Raw genomic sequence first — 17519 nt, 5'->3', positions numbered from 1 at the left:
GCGCGCCCTCACGCGTACGGCGGCCGGTGTCCAGGAGGATCGGGTCGGCGGGTCGCGGCCGTCGGGCCCGGGCCCGCGCGCCGCCCGCGACCCGCCGCGCCGGCCCGCCCCGCCCCCACGCCCGACCCCCGAGGAGCCGACTCCGTGACCGTGTCCGTCGCCCTGTTCACGTCCGATCTGCGGTTGCACGACAACCCGGTGCTGTCCGCCGCCGTGCGCGGAGCCGATCAGGTGGTCCCGCTGTTCGTGCGGGACGACGGGGTGCGGGCTGCCGGGTTCGACGCGCCCAACCGCCGGGCGTTCCTGGCCGACTGTCTGGCCGACCTGGACGCCGGCCTGCGCGAGCGCGGCGGCCATCTGGTGGTGCGCGAGGGCGACCTCGTGACGGAGGTCTGCGCGGTCGTACGGTCGTCGGGGGCCGAACGGGTCCATCTGGCGGGCGGCGTGAGCCGGTACGCCACCCGGCGCGAGGAACGACTGCGCGCGGCACTCGACACGATCGGCTGCGCCCTGTCGGTGCACGACGCGGTGGTGACCGTGCTCGCGCCGGGCGCCGTCACCCCGTCGGGTGGTGATCACTACACCGTGTTCACGCCGTACTTCCGGCGCTGGTCCCAGCAGGGCGTACGCGACGTGGTGGCGGCGCCGCGCCAGATCTCGGTGCCCCCGATCGCGGCCGGCGATCTGCCTCGGCGCGCCGGGACGGACGGGGTGTCGCCGGGCGTGATGGAGGGCGGCGAGCGCGCGGGCAGGCGGCGGGTGCGGCAGTGGCTCGCGAACGACGTCGCCACGTACGAGGACGACCATGACGACCTGGCGGGCGACGCCACCTCGCGGCTGTCCCCCTTCCTGCACTTCGGCGCGCTGTCGCCGGCCGAGCTCGTGCACCTGGCGCGGCGCGAAGGGTCTTCGGGCGCGGAGGCGTTCGTGCGCCAGCTCGCGTGGCGGGACTTCCACTACCAGGTACTCGCGGCCCGCCCGCGCGCCGCGCATCAGGACTACCGGGCGCGCGGCGACCGCTGGCGCGCCGACGAGCGGGAGATCACCGCCTGGCGCCAGGGACGCACCGGCTATCCGCTGGTGGACGCGGCGATGCGCCAGCTCGCCCACGAGGGGTGGATGCACAACCGGGGCCGGATGCTGGTGGCGAGCTTCCTCACCAAGACCCTGTACGTCGACTGGCGGGTCGGCGCCCGCCACTTCCTCGAGCTCCTGGTGGACGGCGACATCGCCAACAACCAGCTCAACTGGCAGTGGGTGGCGGGAACCGGCACCGACACCCGGCCCAACCGGGTCCTCAACCCGGTGATCCAGAGCAAGCGCTTCGATCCGCAGGGCACTTATGTGACGCGCTGGGTGCCCGAACTCGCGGGCCTGGAGCGCGCGTTCATCCATGAGCCCTGGAAGATGAAGGCCGCCGACCGCGCGGCCCTGGACTACCCGGAACCGGTCGTGGACCTCGCCGAGGGACGCGCCCGCTTCGAGCAGGCACGCGGCGCCTGACCCCGCAGGCCCGGGGAAGGAGCACGCGGCCACAGGGCCCCGGCAGGCGTAGCGCAGGTCACACGCATGGGCCCGCGCGATGGGGGCATGCGTGGCGTAGGCCTTCTCGTGGCCAGGCGTCCCCCGGCCTGGCCCGGCCACGCGGCCCCGCCATTCTCTCCCCCTCCCGAATGCGCGGGGCCGCTCCCTGCCCGGCGCGAGGGGGTGCGCGCGCCGCGCTGTCCGGTCGCCCGCTAGCGCACCGTGACCCCGATGAGGCACGTGTCGTCGTCGGTGTCGGCGTTGGTGTACCTCAGCAGATGGTCGAGCTGGTGCTCCAGCTGGCTGCCCCGGCCCAACTGGCGGGCGCCCTGGGCCACTTGGAGCAGGTTGTCGAGGGAGTCCTGCACCGAGCGGTCGCGGCGCTCGATCAGACCGTCGGTGTACATCATGAGGGTGTCGCCAATCTCCAGCTGGGTCCTGCCCTCCTCGTACCGCGCCTGACCGGTGGCGCCGAGGAGGATGCCACCGAGCTGGGGCAGCGCGCCCGCTTTGCCGTCGCGTACCAGGACGGGCGGCAGATGGCCGGCGCGGGCCCAGCGCAGTTCGCGCGAGGCGGGATCGTACAGACCGCACACCGCCGTCGCCGTCACGTTGTCGGTGAGGTGGTGGGTGACGGTGTTGAGCCAGGCCAGGAGCTGGGCGGGTCCCGCGCCTGTGGTGGCGAGGCCCCGCAGGGCGTTGCGCAGGGCGACCATGCCGGTGGCTGCCTCGATGCCGTGCCCGGCCACGTCGCCCACGCACAGCAGGACGTGGCCCGAGGGAAGCGCCGCGGCGTCGTACCAGTCGCCGCCGACGAGGTGGTCCTTCTCGGCGGGCCGGTAGCGCACGGCCACGCTCAGGTTGTGCAGGTCCACAGGGCCGTGGTTGGGCGGCATGATGGCCTGCTGCAACCGCAGCGCGAGCCGGTTGCGTTCGGCGGTCTCCTGCTGGCTCTGGGCGAGCTGGTCACGGGTGGCCGCGAGGGCGACCTCGGTCCAGTGCTGGGCGGAGACGTCCTGGTAGGCGCCGCGCACCGCGACGACGCGGGTGTTCTCGTCGAGTACGGGTTCGGCGACCACGCGGATGTGCCGGGCCACGCTGTCGGCGCGCTGGAGCCGGAAGGCGGCGGACGCGGGTCGCTGGTGGTGCAGCAGCGCTCGCAGGAACCGGCCGATGGAGTGGGCGTCGTCGGGGTGGACGTGGGCGGCGAGCTGTTCGAGGGGGATCGGCTCGGAGGTGAGCGGCAGCCCGTGGAGTTCGAAGAGGGAGTCGTTCCAGGCGATCTCACCGGAGAGCAGGTTCTCCTCGAACCCTCCGATACGGCCCAGGCGTTGGGCGTGCTGGAGCAGGTTCGCCACCCGGGGGGCACCGTCGTCCAGGCGCCACACCACGAGGACATGGGTCCCCTGGCGGCTGATGCTGACCTGGGCCTGCGTGGTCAGCGCGACGGTGTCGACCACGGCGGCCAGGCGCATGTTCTCGGCGCGGAAGGGCTCCCCGGTGGCGAGGACGTGCTCGATCTTCTCGAAGAGACCGCCTGCCTCGGCGGCGAGCGGATACGCGTCGAGGAGGCGGGCTCCGGCGATCGCGTTGCGCGGCCTGCCCGCGAAGTCGACGAAGCTCGGATTGACGTGCCGGATCAGGAAGTCGGCGGGGGTGTCCGCGACGTCGAGGAGCGGTTCGAGCACCAGGCACGGGTCGAGCAGACCGTCGGTCAGGTCGAGGAGTTCGCTCACCCTGGCGTCGGCGGGCTGCCGCGGCGAAAGGTCGGAGTCGGGGACGGGGTGGCTCTCCAGGGCGAGCGCGCACAGCTCGGCCAGCACCTGCATCTGACGTTCGATGGACTGGGACTGACGGGGCAGACGGCCGGCCCAGCAGATCTCAAGGACGCCGATGATGCGCCCGCCCGTGCCGGCCGGTACCGCTATGCGGCCGCCTCCGAATTCCTGAAGCCCGATGGAGGGCAGGGCCACATCGGCGAGGGCTTCGTACGTCGTGGCGGCCCGGTTGCCGAGGGCCTGCCGCGCCGGGGTGGGGACGCCGGGCGGCACATGGCGCCAGCGCGCCGGTTCCTCGTCGGTGAAGCCCGCGCTGCCGGCCAGGGTCAGGGACTGGTCGGCGTGGGCCGCCCAGATGGCCACGGCGACGGCGCCGAGCGGTTCCAGGGCGTGCTGAAGGATCGACTGCGCGACGGACTGGGCGTCCCCCGCGGCGAGGGCGCCGGCCTCGGCGCTGCGCAGACGCAGGCCCACGGAGGCGGTGGCCGGCTGGGTGGCCTCGGCGAGGAAGTCACGCGCCACGTCGGCGATCTTGTCGCGGGTCGCCTGGTTGACGAGGTCCGCCGCCAGTTCGAGCGTGGAGACGCCGGCCTGCGCGGCCAGGCTGTCCAGCTGGGCCGCCGCCTCGACCGGACTGCACGTCAGGCGCTCGACCAAAATGCCGCTGGCGAGATCGACGAGCGCGCGCCCCTCCGCCTCCGCCTGGGCGCGCCGCAGCTGGTGACGCAGCCGCTGGACGGTGTCCGCGAGCCGCCCCACGGCGCTGCCTTCGCCTTCGGGGCCGGCCGCCGGGCGCGGCGCCGACGCGTCGTCGGTCTGCCGGGGGACGGCGGGGCGGAGCTCCGTCCCGGCCGGCGCGGGGTCCGGCCGGGTGGCCCGGCCGTCGCCGTGCTCGTCCCCGGGCTGGTGGGACTTGGACACGAGCTCACTCCTCACGGATCAGGAGGTGGACTTTTCGGTGACGACGTGGCGGAAGCGGCGCGGGGCGCGTCAGGCGTTCAACTGCCGCTTGATCCGCGCGATCAGCTCGCCCGCGTCCACCGGCTTGGTGACGTAGTCGCTCGCGCCTGAGGCCAGGCTCTTCTCTCGGTCACCGATCATGGCCTTCGCGGTGACGGCGATGATGGGCAGCTCGACGTGGTCGGGCATCGCGCGGATGGCGGCGGTGGCCGCGTACCCGTCCATCTCCGGCATCATCACGTCCATCAGGATGAGATCGATCGCGGGGTGCGCGGCCAGGGTGTCCAGGGCGATCCTGCCGTTCTCCGCCTGGAGCACCGTCATGCCGTGCACTTCGAGGATTCCCGTGATGGCGTACAGGTTGCGGTCGTCGTCGTCGACCACGAGGACGGTGCGCCCGGCGAGCGACTTGTCGGCGTGCTGGCTCACCACGACCGGCTCGTCGGCCCGGACCAGGGGGAGCACGTCGCCGGGCTGGTCGGCGCTCAGGTGCAGCGCGATGCGCTCGCGCAGTTCGTCGAGGCTGGAGATGAGCTCCAACGGCTGGGTGGCCGCCCGCTTCTGCAAGACCCGCTCCTGGTCGGTGCCCAGGCGCCGGTTGTTGTGCGCGAGCACCGGGACGCCGCGCAGCGCCGCGTCGCGCCCCATGTCCTCGAGGAAGCGCAGCGCCGCGTCGTCCGGCAGGTCGAGTTCGAGCACGACGCAGTGGCACGGCGTGGCGGCCAGCGCCTCGGCGGCCTCGTGCACCCCCACGGCCGCGGTGATCTCCACCGTGCCGCGCGGGTCGCCGGGATCGGGGTGGGCGGCGAGATCGCCCACGGCGCTCTCGGCGACCAGCGACAGCAGGCCGCGCGAGCGCTCCTCGACGACCAGGAGCCGCTTGGGCTGTACGGGTTCGGGGGCGGGGGCCGCGGCGTGCCGCGCGTCGGGCTCCTCGACGGGTTCCACGCGCGGCTCGGCCGTCGGCAGGGCCGGGCGGCCGATCTGCACGTTGAGTTCGGCGTAGTCGGGGCGGGCGACCGGCAGATAGAGCGTGAACGTGCTGCCCTGGCCCAGGGTGCTCTCGGCGGTGATCGCGCCGCCGAGCAGGAAGGCGATCTCGCGGCTGATCGAGAGCCCGAGGCCGGTGCCGCCGTACTTGCGGCTCGTCGTCCCGTCGGCCTGCTGGAAGGCGCCGAAAACGGTTTCCAGGTGCTGCGGCGCGATACCGATCCCGGTGTCCACCACATGGAAGGCGATCACGGGACCGCCGCGCCGGGCGGCCTCGGGGGCGAGCTGTTCGTCCAGGACCTCGATCCGCAGCTCGACGCCGCCCTTCTCGGTGAACTTGACGGCGTTGGACAGCAGGTTGCGCAGTACCTGACGGAGCCGGTAGTCGTCGGTGAGCAGTTCGGTGGGCAGGGTCGCGGGCGTCTTCACGGTGAACGTCAGGCTCTTCTGGCTGGTCACCGGCCGGAAGGTGACCTCGATGTAGTCGAGGAGCTTGCGCAGCGAGATCCGTTCGGGGCTGACGTCCATCTTGCCCGCCTCGACCTTGGACAGGTCGAGGATGTCGTTGATGAGCTGGAGCAGGTCCGAACCCGCCGAGTGGATGATGCCCGCGTACTCGACCTGCTTGGCGGTGAGGTTGCGGCTGGGGTTCTGGGCGAGCAACTGGGCCAGGATGAGCAGGCTGTTGAGCGGGGTGCGCAGCTCATGGCTCATGTTGGCCAGGAACTCCGACTTGTACTTGGACGCGAGCGACAGCTGGTGCGCGCGGTCCTCCAGCTCCTGGCGGGCCCGCTCGATCTCCAGGTTCTTGGTCTCGATGTCGCGGTTCTGCGCGACGAGCAGTTCGGCCTTCTCCTCCAACTCGGCGTTGGAGGACTGCAATTCCTCCTGCCGGGACTGCAACTCCTGGGAGCGGACCTGGAGTTCGGCCGTCAGACGTTGCGACTCGCCGAGCAGTTCGTCGGTACGGGCGTTGGCCGTGATGGTGTTGACATTGACCCCGATCGCTTCCATCAGCTGTTCCAGGAAGTCCCGGTGGATGGGGGTGAAGGCGTGCACGGCCGCGAGTTCGATGACGCCGAGCACCTGCTCCTCGACCACGATGGGCAGCACCATCAGGCAGACGGGCTCGGTGCTGCCCAGGCCCGAGGAGACGGTCACATAGCCGGACGGCAGGTCGTCGACGGCGATGGTGCGCTTGCTGCGCGCCGCCTGCCCGACGAAGGACTCACCGAGCCTGAAGCGGGAGCCCGGCGCGTCGGCGGGGCGGGCGTAGGAGCCGACCAGGTTGAGGTGGGTCCCCTCGCTCGTCTCCTCGGCGAGGTAGAAGGCGCCGTACTGGGCGGAGACCAGCGGGGTGAGTTCGTCCATGATGAGCTCGGCGACGATCGCGAGGTCGCGGCGTCCCTGCATCAGTCCGGAGATCCGCGCCAGGTTGGACTTGAGCCAGTCCTGTTCCTCGTTGGCCCGGGTGGTCTCGCGCAAGGACTCCACCATGAAGTTGATGTTGTCCTTGAGGTCGGCGACCTCACCGGAGGCGTCGACGGTGATGGACCGGGTCAGGTCGCCCTCGGCGACGGCGCCGGTGACCTCGGCGATGGCGCGGACCTGGCGGGTCAGGTTCCCGGCGAGTTCGTTGACGTTCTCGGTGAGCCGCTTCCAGGTGCCGGACACGCCTTCGACCTCGGCCTGGCCACCGAGCCGCCCTTCGCTGCCGACCTCGCGGGCGACGCGGGTGACTTCGGCGGCGAACGAGGAGAGCTGGTCGACCATCGTGTTGATCGTCGTCTTGAGCTCCAGGATCTCGCCCCGCGCGTCCACGTCGATCTTGCGGGTCAGATCGCCCTGGGCGACCGCCGTGGTGACCTGGGCGATGTTGCGGACCTGGCTCGTCAGGTTGTGGGCCATGAAGTTGACGTTGTCGGTGAGGTCCTTCCACGTACCGGCGACGTTGGGTACGCGGGCCTGGCCGCCCAGGGTGCCCTCGGTGCCCACTTCGCGGGCCACCCGGGTCACCTCGTCCGCGAACGCGGACAGGGTGTCCACCATGGTGTTGATGACTCCGGCGAGCGCGGCGACCTCACCCTTGGCCTCGACGTTGATCTTCTGCGAGAGGTCACCCTTGGCCACGGCGGTGGCGACCTGCGCGATCGAACGGACCTGGCCGGTCAGGTTGGACGCCATCACATTGACGTTGTCGGTGAGGTCCTTCCACGTGCCCGACACACCCCGGACGGTGGCCTGGCCGCCGAGGTTGCCCTCGGTGCCGACCTCGCGGGCCACCCGGGTGACCTCGTCGGCGAAGGCGCCGAGCTGGTCGACCATCGTGTTGATGGTTTCCTTGAGTTCCAGGATCTCGCCGCGCGCGTCAACCCGGATCTTCTGCGACAGGTCGCCCTTGGCGACCGCCGTCGTCACCTCGGCGATCGAGCGGACCTGCGCGGTCAGGTTGTCGGCCATGACGTTGACGGACTCGGTCAGGTCGCGCCAGGTGCCCGACACATCCCGCACATCGGCCTGACCGCCGAGGCGTCCTTCGGTGCCGACCTCGCGCGCCACCCGGGTCACCTCGCCCGCGAAGGAGGAGAGCTGGTCGACCATCGTGTTGATGGTGTCCTTCAGCTCGAGCACCTCGCCGCGCGCGGTGACCGTGATCTTCTGCGACAGGTCGCCCTTGGCCACGGCGGTGGCGACCTGCGCGATGGAGCGGACCTGGGCGGTGAGGTTGCCCGCCATGCCATTGACGGAGTCGGTGAGGTCCCGCCAGGTGCCGGAGACGCCCTTCACATCCGCCTGGCCGCCGAGGATGCCCTCGGTGCCGACCTCCCGCGCCATGCGAGTGACCTCGTCGGCGAACGCGGAGAGCTGGTCCACCATCGTGTTCACGGTGTTCTTCAGCTCAAGGATCTCGCCCCGGGCATCGACGGTGATCTTCTGCGACAGGTCGCCGCGCGCCACGGCGGTGGTCACCTGGGCGATGTTGCGGACCTGGTCCGTCAGGTTGCCGGCCATGAAGTTGACCGAGTCGGTCAGGTCCCGCCATGTGCCGCCCACGCCGGGCACCTGGGCCTGGCCGCCCAGGCGGCCCTCGCTGCCCACCTCGCGGGCCACGCGGGTGACTTCGTCGGCGAACGCGGAGAGCTGGTCCACCATGGTGTTCACGGTGTTCTTCAGCTCAAGGATCTCGCCCCGGGCCGCCACGTCGATCTTCTGCGACAGATCGCCCTTGGCCACGGCGGTGGCGACCTGCGCGATGTCACGGACCTGGCTCGTGAGGTTGCCCGCCATCGCGTTGACCGAGTCGGTCAGGTCCTTCCACGTACCCGAGACCCCGGGCACATCGGCCTGGCCGCCGAGCCGGCCGTCGGTGCCGACCTCGCGGGCGACGCGGGTCACCTCGGAGGTGAAGAGCGAGAGCTGGTCGACCATGCCGTTGAACACGGTGGCGATCTCGCCGAGCAGGCCGTCGGCCTCGCCGGGCAGCCTCGTACCGAAGTCGCCGTCGCGCACGGCGGTCAGACCCGCGAGGAGCTGGCGCAGTTCCGGTTCACCGACCTGGGCGGCGGCGCTTGCCCCGGCGGTGCGCTGCTGAACAACGTCAGACTTCGTTGAGCCAGTCATCGATCATCGCCTCCGTCATACGCCGGGCCCACGGCCCGTCTCTCCCGCCCAGTCAGTGGGCCGTTGCCACGAAGACCTCACTGGATCCCCACCGCACGCACACGCACCGCCGAGGAGGTTATCCCACTGTTCGGACCGCTCGGGCCGGGGCGTACGAACTGCGGGATCCGGGGCGTCACCTGCGAGTGCGCCGCAGCCGACAGGGCCATCGTCAACTCCCTTGCCCACGGCGGCTCGCGCGCGCCTGGCGGGGGCGAGCCGCACGTGACCCCGATGTGAGCGGGGGGAACGGTCCGGGGTAACTTGAACGCGTTCAAATACGGATCCCGCGCCGGTCGGCGCACGCCGCCGCGACGGGATCCGTTACCCACCGCCCCGAAGGCGAGTACACAGATGGTCATGGGCACGTTGCTCGTATTGCTGATCCCGGGCGTCTTCCCCCTCTGCCTGATCGGACTGGTCGTGGTCATTTTCGCCGTCGCGGCGTCCTTCTTCCTCGTGAGCGAGGAGAGGAGGGCGGGGTGCCTGTTGCTGTCCATCACCGTCCTGGTGGTGCTCTTCCTCTTCCCCGCAGGGGCGATCTGGGCGTCGGCTTCGTGATCCGGCCCGACGGAGAGTGGCGAGAACACGCCCGTGCGATGAACCTCTTGTCGACTCTCCCCTGAGCCGAATGAGGGAGAGCTCACCCGTCCGTTCACGCGGGGGCGCATGCGCCGTGATCGCTGACGGTGTGTCAGGTTCAGTATTTGGTCACGTGTGGGGTTTTTCCGCCCCGGCGGCACAAGCGCAGGCCAGAGTGTGTGCGTCCGGCCGAACCAGCGCCGGGCATCCGCACGATTGGCGCCACCACGCTCCTGTGGAGGGCGCCGCGAATTAGGGGTTCACATGTCTCCTCGTTCCATCAGCCGTGTCGCCGCACTCACCCTGGCCGCCGCCGGCCTCGCCGCGACAGCAGTTGTTCCGGCCACCGCGGCGGCCAGGCCGACTCCGCACTCGCCCGTCGTTCTGGGAGCGATCCAGTACGACAGCCCCGGACGCGACGACCGCTCCCAGAAGAGCCTCAACGCCGAGTGGGTCACCGTCACCAACACGGGCCGCGGCGCCGTGAACCTGCGGGGCTGGACCCTGACCGAGCGGCGCTCCCACCTGACCTACACCTTCCGCGACCTGCGTCTCGGCGGCCACCAGTCGGTGCGGGTCCACACCGGCAGGGGTCACAACACCGGGCGCGACGTCTACCAGGGGCGCCGCGACTACATGTGGGACAACAACACGGACAGCGCCGTCCTGCGTGACGCCCACAAGCGCACCGTGGACGTCAAGTCCTGGCGTCACCGCTGACCCGCTGATCCGCTGATCGCTCCACACCAGTGGTGACGGGCCGGTGCCCGGCGTCCCCCAAGGGGCGCCGGGCACCGCGCTACCACCAGTAGGCGGGGTATTCCGGGGCGGTGGGCCGGATGCGCGAGGCCGCGTACTCCCCCAGGACGAGCAGCATGCAGGCACCCGCCAGGAGCGGTACGAAGCTCTGGGGTGCGGGGTGCTGCAACACGACGACGACCGGGGTGGCGCAGGCCGGTGAGTGGGGGGCCCGGGCCAGGAGCGTGAGCGCGACCGTCACGGCTCCGGCGAGCGCGGTGGCCCAGGGGGAACTGCCCACCGTGGCGAGGACCGCGTAGCCGGTGGCGGCTCCCAGCAGGTGGCCGAGGATCACATTGCGGGGCTGGGACAGCGCCAGCGTGGGCGCACCGTGCACGAGGGCGGCGCTGGCCGCCAGCGGCGGTATGAGGACCGGTTCGTGGATGAGCGTGCCGATGGCGACCAGGACGAGCAGCACTGTGGCGGCCGCGCTGATCGTGTGGAACGCGGCACCCGCCGGGGGCCGGGCCGGAGCGCGGCCCGCCAGTCTGCGCCGGGCCGCCGGTGCGGCGTCGACGTCCGGGGCGCGACCGGCGTCGACGGGGTGGCTCGGGGCGGCAGCGGGCTGGGGCTGGGGTCGGGGCAACTCGCACGACGGCGACAACGGCGACAACGGCGACAACGGGGACAATGGGGACATGGACATGGATCTCTTGGCGGGCCGGCGCGCGGCCGGGCAGGTCGACAGGGGCGGGAACGGTCGACACTGCGCGGGGCAGGTTCTGCGGTCGGCAGAGAACGTGACCTTGCGCCGGCCCGGTGGGGCGGACGCAGTCCGTGGCTCATCCTAACCAACGCCTTCCCGCACCCGTACGGGCCCCTGTGCCCCCGCACCCCCTCTGACCGGCCACGCGACCCGAACCGGGGGACGCCGCGCACGCATCCGGCGCCCGGTTCGCGACGCGGGGAGGCGGGAGACCGGGGTCCGGTGCGCGGGAGACCCGGCGCTGCGGGCACACGGCCGGGCCGCTCGCGCACACGTTCCGCCGGCCGTGAACACGCGTCCGGTGCGGCTCCCTTGATCCCTAGAGTCGCCCGCATGACGATCACGGAACGCAGCGCTACAGGTACGGCGGTGACGACACATACGGAGGTGACCACACGTGCGGTCGTCTACGCGGCCGACGGCCTCACGATGACCGGACACCTCGCGCTCCCGGCCGGTACGGGGCGCGGGCCTGCGGTCCTGGTGGGGCCCGAGGGAATGGGGCTGAGCGACGTCGAGCGCCGCCGGGCCGACGCGCTCGCCGAGCTGGGATACGTGGCGCTGGCCTTCGACCTCCACGGCGGTCGCTATCTGAGCGACCCCGAGGAGATGCGGGCGCGTTGCCTGCCCATGCTCGCCGACCCCGACCGGTTGCGGGACATCGGACACGCGGCCCTGGACGTGCTGCGCGCCGAGCCCCGGACCGACCCCGACCGGATCGCCGCCATCGGTTACGGCACCGGCGGCGCGATCGCGCTGGAACTGGGGCGCGACGGAGCGGGCCTGCGTGCGATCGGCACGGTCAACGCCCTCACCACCGGCCGGCCCGGCGAAGCGGCGCGCATCGACTGTCCGGTGTGGACCGGCGTCGGTTCGGAAGACCCGATCATGCCGCCCGCCCAACGGGACGCGTTCGCCGCCGAGATGCAGGCGGGGGGTGTGGACTGGCGTCTCACCGTGTACGGCGGCGCCCTGCACGCCTTCCACCACCCGCCGGTCGACCACCCCGCACCTGCGGGCGTAGGCCACCACCCTCTGCACGCACGACGCGCCTGGCGTGACGTCCTGGATCTGCTCGCGGAATGCGTACCGACGGCGGAGACGACCCTGGGCCCCGAACGGGCCGACGGGGAGGGCGAGTTGGGAGTCGCCACGTCACACCCCGTCGCCTCGGTGGTCGCTCGTGGGCGTCCGAGCTGATGCCGGGCTACCACTGAGCGCCCCGGCCGCGCCGTTCGAGTGCGGACCGTGCGTGGCTGGTCGCGCAGGTCCTTGCGCCACTGAGCATCCGATGCCGGCCCGCACCGGCACCCTCAGCGGGGGCTCCGGCTCGGCGGGGCCTACACGTGGCCCCGCGCCATGGCGATCAAGCGGTCCACGACCTGCCGGCCCCCCGCCCGCAACCCGTCGTGCTCCCACTCATTGGTCACCCACGCCCGCACCGAACCCACCGCGTCGGCCGTGGCCAGCGAGTCAGCCGTGTCGACGTACATGTCGTCGTGGTAGACGGCGGCGAACACCGGGACCTGGTTGGCCGCGAGGACGTCAGGGGCGTACAGGTCCGGCCAGTCCGTGCGCTGGGCCAGCAGGTCTGCCGTCTCGCGCAGCGGGCGCAGCGCCGGGTCCGTGTCGTACATCCAGGGATAGATCATCTCCCCGGTGAACAGCACGGGGGCGCCGTCCGCGAGGGCCTTGGCGGCGTCGAACTCGGGGAACTCCGCGCGCACCCGCTCGGCGGCCCAGCCGGTCGGGCCCGGATCCACCGACCGCTGCCCGTAGATGGTTTCCTGGAGCACCGCGTAGAGAGGGCCATCGGCGAAGGAGAGCTTCGCCTGGGCGCCGGCCAGGAAGGTGTCGGAGAGCTCAGGGCCCGCACTGCCCTGGATCCAGGCGTCCTCCAGCAGGTAGTGCAGAAGGTGGGAGCCGTTGCCGCTGCCCAGCACGATGCCCAGTGCCTGGAAGGCCTCGACGGTCAGGGTCCCGCCGTCGGGCAGGCGGGCCGGTGCCCCGATCAGGTGCTCGGCGATCCGACGGACGGCTTCGACGTCCTCGGGGTAGCGCGCGTAATGGGCGGCGTTCTTGCGGGCCACCCGCGGGTAGGCCGCCCGGTAGACGTCCGTCGCGCTGCTGCGCAGTCCCGCGAGTCCGCCGGTGACCAGCGCCTCGCGCAGCCCTTCGGGGGCGAGCGAGAGGTAGGTGAGCGTGCAGAACCCGCCGAAGCTCTGCGCGAGCAGCGTCCACCGGCCCTCCTCACCGAGCAGCCGGCGCCGGATCAGTTCGGCGTCGCGGACGATCGAGTCGGCGCGGAAATGGCAGAGATAGTCGGCCTGTTGGGCCGCGCCGCCGCGCAGGGGAAGCGTCTGCCGGTTGGCCGGGGTGGAGCGTCCGGTGCCACGCTGGTCGAGGAGCAGGACGCGGTAGTCCTCCAAGGCCCGGTCGAGCCAGCTGTCCCGGCCCACCGGCCGCCCCGCGCGGCCGCCGGGGCCGCCCTGGAGGTAGAGCAGCCACGGCAGTTCGGCGTTCTCCTGGCCGGCCGCGACCACCTCGCGCGCGTAGACCTCGATCTGCTCGCCCCCGGGCGCGTCGTGGTCCAGAGGCACCTGGAAGAAGTGGTCGGTCAGGACGGTACCCGGCTGTCGGATCACGACGGACATGAGACTCCCTTGTCTATGGCTTGCCTATGGCCTGCACTGGCGCGGCTGGCACGGCTCGTGGGCGTACGCCCTGGTGACCGCGTACGCCTCGGTGTCCACCCGCGTACCGTAATTGACGCCGGGCCCCTGGTGTCAGGGGGTGGCGGGGACGGGCTCCGGCGGGAGCCCTCGGCCATCGCGGGGCCCGGTGCTTTACGAAGCGCGAAGCGCTGTGATTTACGAAGTGCGACGCCCCCTTCTGTACGAAGCGCGACGCCCCCTTGTGTACGAACTGCGGCGCCCCGGGGTGTACGAAGTGCTACGTGACCGAAGAGAACCAGTCGCCCACCGTCCGCGTCTTCATAGCGCTCGCGCCGCCCGACGAGGCGAAGGCCGAGCTGGCGTGCGCCCTCGCGCCCGCATATGAGGCCTATGCGCGGCTGCGCTGGAACCGCGTCGAGGACTGGCACATCACGTTGGCGTTCCTCGGGGAGCTCCCGGCCACGACCGTCCCGCTGCTGCGCCGGCCGCTCGCGGCACTCGCGGCGACGCGGCCCGCCCTGCGGCTGTCGCTGCGCGGCGGCGGGCACTTCGACGAGCGGGTGCTGTGGAGCGGGATCGAAGGGGAGGTGGACGGGCTGCACCGGCTGACGGCCGAAGTGCGCGGCGTGGTCAGGGAGTGCGGCGTCGTCTTCGAGGACCGTCCATTGCGACCGCATCTGACGCTGGCCCGCGCCCGTCGCGACGATCTCTCGAGCGTGGTGAAGGCCGCCGACGGCCTCGCTTCCTTCGCCGGCCGCCCGTGGGCGGCCGAGCGTCTGCACCTGGTCGCCAGCAATGTGGGCCGGGGCCCGGGGTCGATCCGCTACCGGGACATCGCGGCGTGGCCCTTCGACGGCGAGCGCTGAGCCGTACGCGGCGTCACGCGACGGGTATTTGGCGGACGCCGAGCAGGTGGTCCATGGCCAGTTGGTCGAGGTGTTCGAAGGCCATGCCCCGCTCCCCCGCCGCCTCCACGTCGAAGTCCTCGAAGGCGGTGCGGTCGCCGAGCAGGCCCGCCAGGCCGTCCTCGGCGGTGGGCCGGGCCAGGTCGTCCAGGCGAGCGGCGCGCAGCGCCTCGGCCACCTCGGGGTCGGCGCGGAACGCGGCCGAACGCTCCTTCAGGATGAGGTAGTTGCGCATGTTGGCGGCCGCCGACGCCCATACGCCGTCGATGTCCTCGGTGCGCGGCGGTTTGAAGTCGAAGTGCCTCGGCCCCTCGTAGCCGGCCGATTCGAGCAGATCCACCAGCCAGAAGGCGTCGCGCAGGTTGCCCGAGCCGAAGCGCAGGTCCTGGTCGTACTTGATGCCGCACTGGCCGTTGAGGTCGATGTGGAAGAGCTTGCCGGCCCACAGGGCCTGCGCGATGCCATGGGTGAAGTTGAGACCGGCCATCTGCTCGTGGCCCGTCTCGGGGTTGACGCCGACCAGGTCGGGGCGTTCCAGGCGTTCGATGAAGGCCAGGGCGTGTCCGATGGTGGGCAGCAGGATGTCACCGCGCGGCTCATTGGGCTTGGGCTCGATGGCGAAGCGCAGGTCATAGCCTTGTTCCGTGACGTACTGGCCGAGCAGGTCGAACGCTTCCCTCATCCGGTCGAGGGCGAGGCGCACGTCCTTGGCCGCGCCGCTCTCGGCGCCCTCCCTGCCGCCCCAGGCGACGTAGGTGTGCGCGCCCAGCTCCACCGCCAAGTCGATGTTGCGCAGGGTCTTGCGCAGCGCGTACCGGCGGATGTCGCGGTCGTTGGCGGTGAACGCCCCGTCCTTGAAGACGGGGTGGGTGAAGAGGTTGGTGGTGGCCATCGGCACGACCATGCCGGTGGCGTCGAGGGCCTGCCGGAAGCGTTTGACGTGCGACGCGCGCTCGGTGTCCGAGGACCCGAAGGGGATCAGGTCGTCGTCGTGGAAGGTCACGCCGTACGCGCCGAGCCCCGCCAGGCGGCGTACGGACTCGGCGGGGTCGAGGGCCGGGCGGGTCGCGTCGCCGAACGGGTCCCGGCCCTGCCAGCCCACGGTCCACAGCCCGAAGGAGAACTTGTCCTCGGGGGTCGGAGTGAAGCGTTCCGTCATCTTCTCGCCGCCTTCGCGCGGGCCGTCCGACGAGCGTCCGGCTATTTGTTTTCTGGCTTACCAAATAGTGCATGATCGCCGTCCCTTCCGTAACCCCGCCCCTTCCCCTAATTTGGTTGTCCTGTTTTGTTGGACAGCCATGCAAATGGTCGTGCGGCGGCTCCGTCCCCCGCCAGCTCCCCTTGATTCCCGCGCCAGTCCGCCCAAGACCGCACGAGTCCGCACGAGCCCGCACGAGAGGTGCCCCCGGATGCCGCACAGCCCGGTCGTCATCGGCGTCGACAGTTCCACCCAGTCCACCAAGGCACTGTTCGCCGACGCCGTCACGGGCAGGACGCTCGCGGTGGGACGGGCGCCGCACCGCGTCACCGGCACCGCGGGCGCCCGGGAGGGCGATCCGCTGGAGTGGTGGCAGGCGCTGCGTTCGGCCGTCGCGGCGGGCCTGAAGGAGTCGGGCGCCCCCGCGTCCGCCGTCACCGGCATCGCGGTCGCGGGCCAGCAGCACGGCCTGGTGGTCCTCGGCCCCGACCGCCGGCCGCTGCGCCCGGCCCTGCTGTGGAACGACACCCGCTCGGCCCCGCAGGCCCGCGCCCTGGTGGACGCGCTCGGCGGCCCCGGCGCCTGGATTGGGCGCACCGGCTCCGTGCCGGTGGCCGCGGTGACCGCCGCCAAGTGGCAGTGGCTTCGTGAGAACGAGCCCCGGACCGCCGAGCGCTGCGCGGCGGTCCGGCTGCCGCACGACTTCCTCACCGAGCGGCTGACCGGCGCCGCCGCGACCGACCCCGGCGACGCGTCGGGCACCGGCTGGTATGCGGCCGCGACCGGTGCCTACGACCGGGAGATCCTTCAACTCCTGGCGCTGGACGAGGAGTTGCTGCCGGTGGTCGCCGCGACGGGCGGCGCCCGGGTCGGCTCCCTCACCGCGCGCGCCGCCGACGAGCTCGGCCTTTTGGCCGGTGTCGCGGTGGCCGCGGGGACCGGCGACAACATGAGCGCCGCCGTGGGTCTCGGACTCGGCGGCGCCGGGCTCCTCGACCACCCCGTCCTGAGCCTCGGCACCTCCGGCACGGTCTTCGCGGCGACGCGCGCCACGCCCGCCGATCCCGCGCTCAGCGGCTTCGCCGCAGCCGACGGCGGATACCTGCCGCTGGCGTGCACGCTGAACTGCACACTCGCCGTCGACCGGATCGCCACACTGCTGGGGCTCGGCCGCGACGAGGCGGAGCCCGGCGGCGAGGCGGTCCTGCTGCCCTACCTCGACGGCGAACGCACCCCCGACCTTCCGGGCGCCTCCGGACTGCTCACCGGCCTGCGCCATGCCACCACCCCTCGGCAACTCCTGGGCGCGGCCTACGAAGGCGCCACCGTCACCGTGCTGCGCGCGCTGGATCACGTCCTGCGCGCCTGCGGCCTCGACCCGGCCTCCCCCGCCGTCGCGGCCCGTCCCCTGCGGCTCATCGGCGGCGGGGCCAGGGGGCGCGCCTGGGTCGAGACGGTGCGCCGGCTCTCGGGGCGCCCGCTGATCGTCCCGGCCGCCACGGAGCTGGTGGCCATCGGCGCGGCCGCGCTCGCCGCGGCGGCCGCCTCCGGAGACGACCCGGTGGCCGTCGCCCGCGCGTGGGGAACGGGCGAGGGCACGGAACTGGCACCTCTGGAGCGGGACTTGGCGACTTGGGACCGCGTCGTCACCGTGCTCGACGGCGCGGCGGCCACGCTGCTCGACCGCCCGCGTCCCCGGCGTACACAATGAGCGCGCGCCTTCGGCGAACGCCCGGCCCCTGC

11 protein-coding genes are annotated in these 17519 nt (G+C 72.1%); 6 read left to right on the top strand and 5 right to left on the bottom strand.

Annotation, left to right across the window (positions count from 1 at the left end; translation table 11 throughout):
* The first annotated feature begins 144 nt into the window (after nucleotides 1-144).
* On the top strand, nucleotides 145-1503 hold the full coding sequence (locus ABR738_RS35660; protein WP_350234115.1) for a cryptochrome/photolyase family protein: 1359 nt from the start codon (nucleotides 145-147) through the stop codon (nucleotides 1501-1503).
* 233 nt (nucleotides 1504-1736) lie between these two features.
* Here the strand turns inward: ABR738_RS35660 and ABR738_RS35655 are convergent, their stop codons facing one another.
* Both ABR738_RS35655 and ABR738_RS35650 read right to left on the bottom strand, forming a co-directional pair.
* On the bottom strand, nucleotides 1737-4223 hold the full coding sequence (locus ABR738_RS35655) for a SpoIIE family protein phosphatase (protein ID WP_350234114.1): 2487 nt from the start codon (nucleotides 4221-4223) through the stop codon (nucleotides 1737-1739).
* Nucleotides 4224-4292: 69 nt separating this feature from the next.
* Nucleotides 4293-8873: a HAMP domain-containing hybrid sensor histidine kinase/response regulator gene (locus ABR738_RS35650; RefSeq protein ID WP_350234113.1), complete on the bottom strand. Its 4581-nt coding sequence runs from the start codon at nucleotides 8871-8873 to the stop codon at nucleotides 4293-4295.
* Nucleotides 8874-9272: 399 nt separating this feature from the next.
* Between ABR738_RS35650 and ABR738_RS35645 the strand changes: the two genes are divergently transcribed.
* Complete coding sequence (locus ABR738_RS35645) at nucleotides 9273-9473, top strand: hypothetical protein (protein ID WP_350234111.1); 201 nt, start codon at nucleotides 9273-9275, stop codon at nucleotides 9471-9473.
* 285 nt (nucleotides 9474-9758) lie between these two features.
* Nucleotides 9759-10214, top strand: a complete 456-nt coding sequence (locus ABR738_RS35640; protein ID WP_350234110.1) for a lamin tail domain-containing protein — start codon at nucleotides 9759-9761, stop codon at nucleotides 10212-10214.
* Between the two features lie 79 nt (nucleotides 10215-10293).
* On the opposite strand, the gene ABR738_RS35635 is transcribed toward ABR738_RS35640, so the two are convergent.
* Complete coding sequence (locus tag ABR738_RS35635; protein ID WP_350234109.1) at nucleotides 10294-10878, bottom strand: HPP family protein; 585 nt, start codon at nucleotides 10876-10878, stop codon at nucleotides 10294-10296.
* Nucleotides 10879-11331: 453 nt separating this feature from the next.
* Here ABR738_RS35635 and ABR738_RS35630 point away from each other — a divergent pair, with 453 nt between their 5' ends.
* A complete protein-coding gene (locus tag ABR738_RS35630; RefSeq protein WP_350234108.1) occupies nucleotides 11332-12198 on the top strand; it encodes a dienelactone hydrolase family protein in 867 nt (288 codons plus the stop codon).
* Nucleotides 12199-12338: 140 nt separating this feature from the next.
* On the opposite strand, the gene ABR738_RS35625 is transcribed toward ABR738_RS35630, so the two are convergent.
* Nucleotides 12339-13652 carry an alpha/beta fold hydrolase gene (locus ABR738_RS35625; RefSeq protein ID WP_350234107.1) on the bottom strand — a complete coding sequence of 438 codons (1314 nt, stop codon included), beginning with the start codon at nucleotides 13650-13652 and terminating at the stop codon, nucleotides 12339-12341.
* A 302-nt stretch (nucleotides 13653-13954) separates the two neighbouring features.
* Between ABR738_RS35625 and thpR the strand changes: the two genes are divergently transcribed.
* A complete protein-coding gene (thpR, locus tag ABR738_RS35620; protein WP_350234106.1) occupies nucleotides 13955-14539 on the top strand; it encodes an RNA 2',3'-cyclic phosphodiesterase in 585 nt (194 codons plus the stop codon).
* A 13-nt stretch (nucleotides 14540-14552) separates the two neighbouring features.
* Here thpR and xylA read toward each other — a convergent pair whose 3' ends face one another.
* Nucleotides 14553-15737: a xylose isomerase gene (gene xylA, locus ABR738_RS35615; protein ID WP_350234105.1), complete on the bottom strand. Its 1185-nt coding sequence runs from the start codon at nucleotides 15735-15737 to the stop codon at nucleotides 14553-14555.
* A 250-nt stretch (nucleotides 15738-15987) separates the two neighbouring features.
* On the opposite strand from xylA, the gene xylB reads away from it, so the two are divergent.
* A complete protein-coding gene (gene xylB, locus ABR738_RS35610; RefSeq protein ID WP_350234104.1) occupies nucleotides 15988-17487 on the top strand; it encodes a xylulokinase in 1500 nt (499 codons plus the stop codon).
* The last annotated feature ends 32 nt before the right edge of the window (nucleotides 17488-17519 follow it).

The organism is Streptomyces sp. Edi4, assembly GCF_040253615.1.
Classification (GTDB): domain Bacteria; phylum Actinomycetota; class Actinomycetes; order Streptomycetales; family Streptomycetaceae; genus Streptomyces.
The sequence above is the reverse complement of the archived record's forward strand: the minus strand, read 5'-3'. Positions and strand labels throughout refer to the sequence as shown.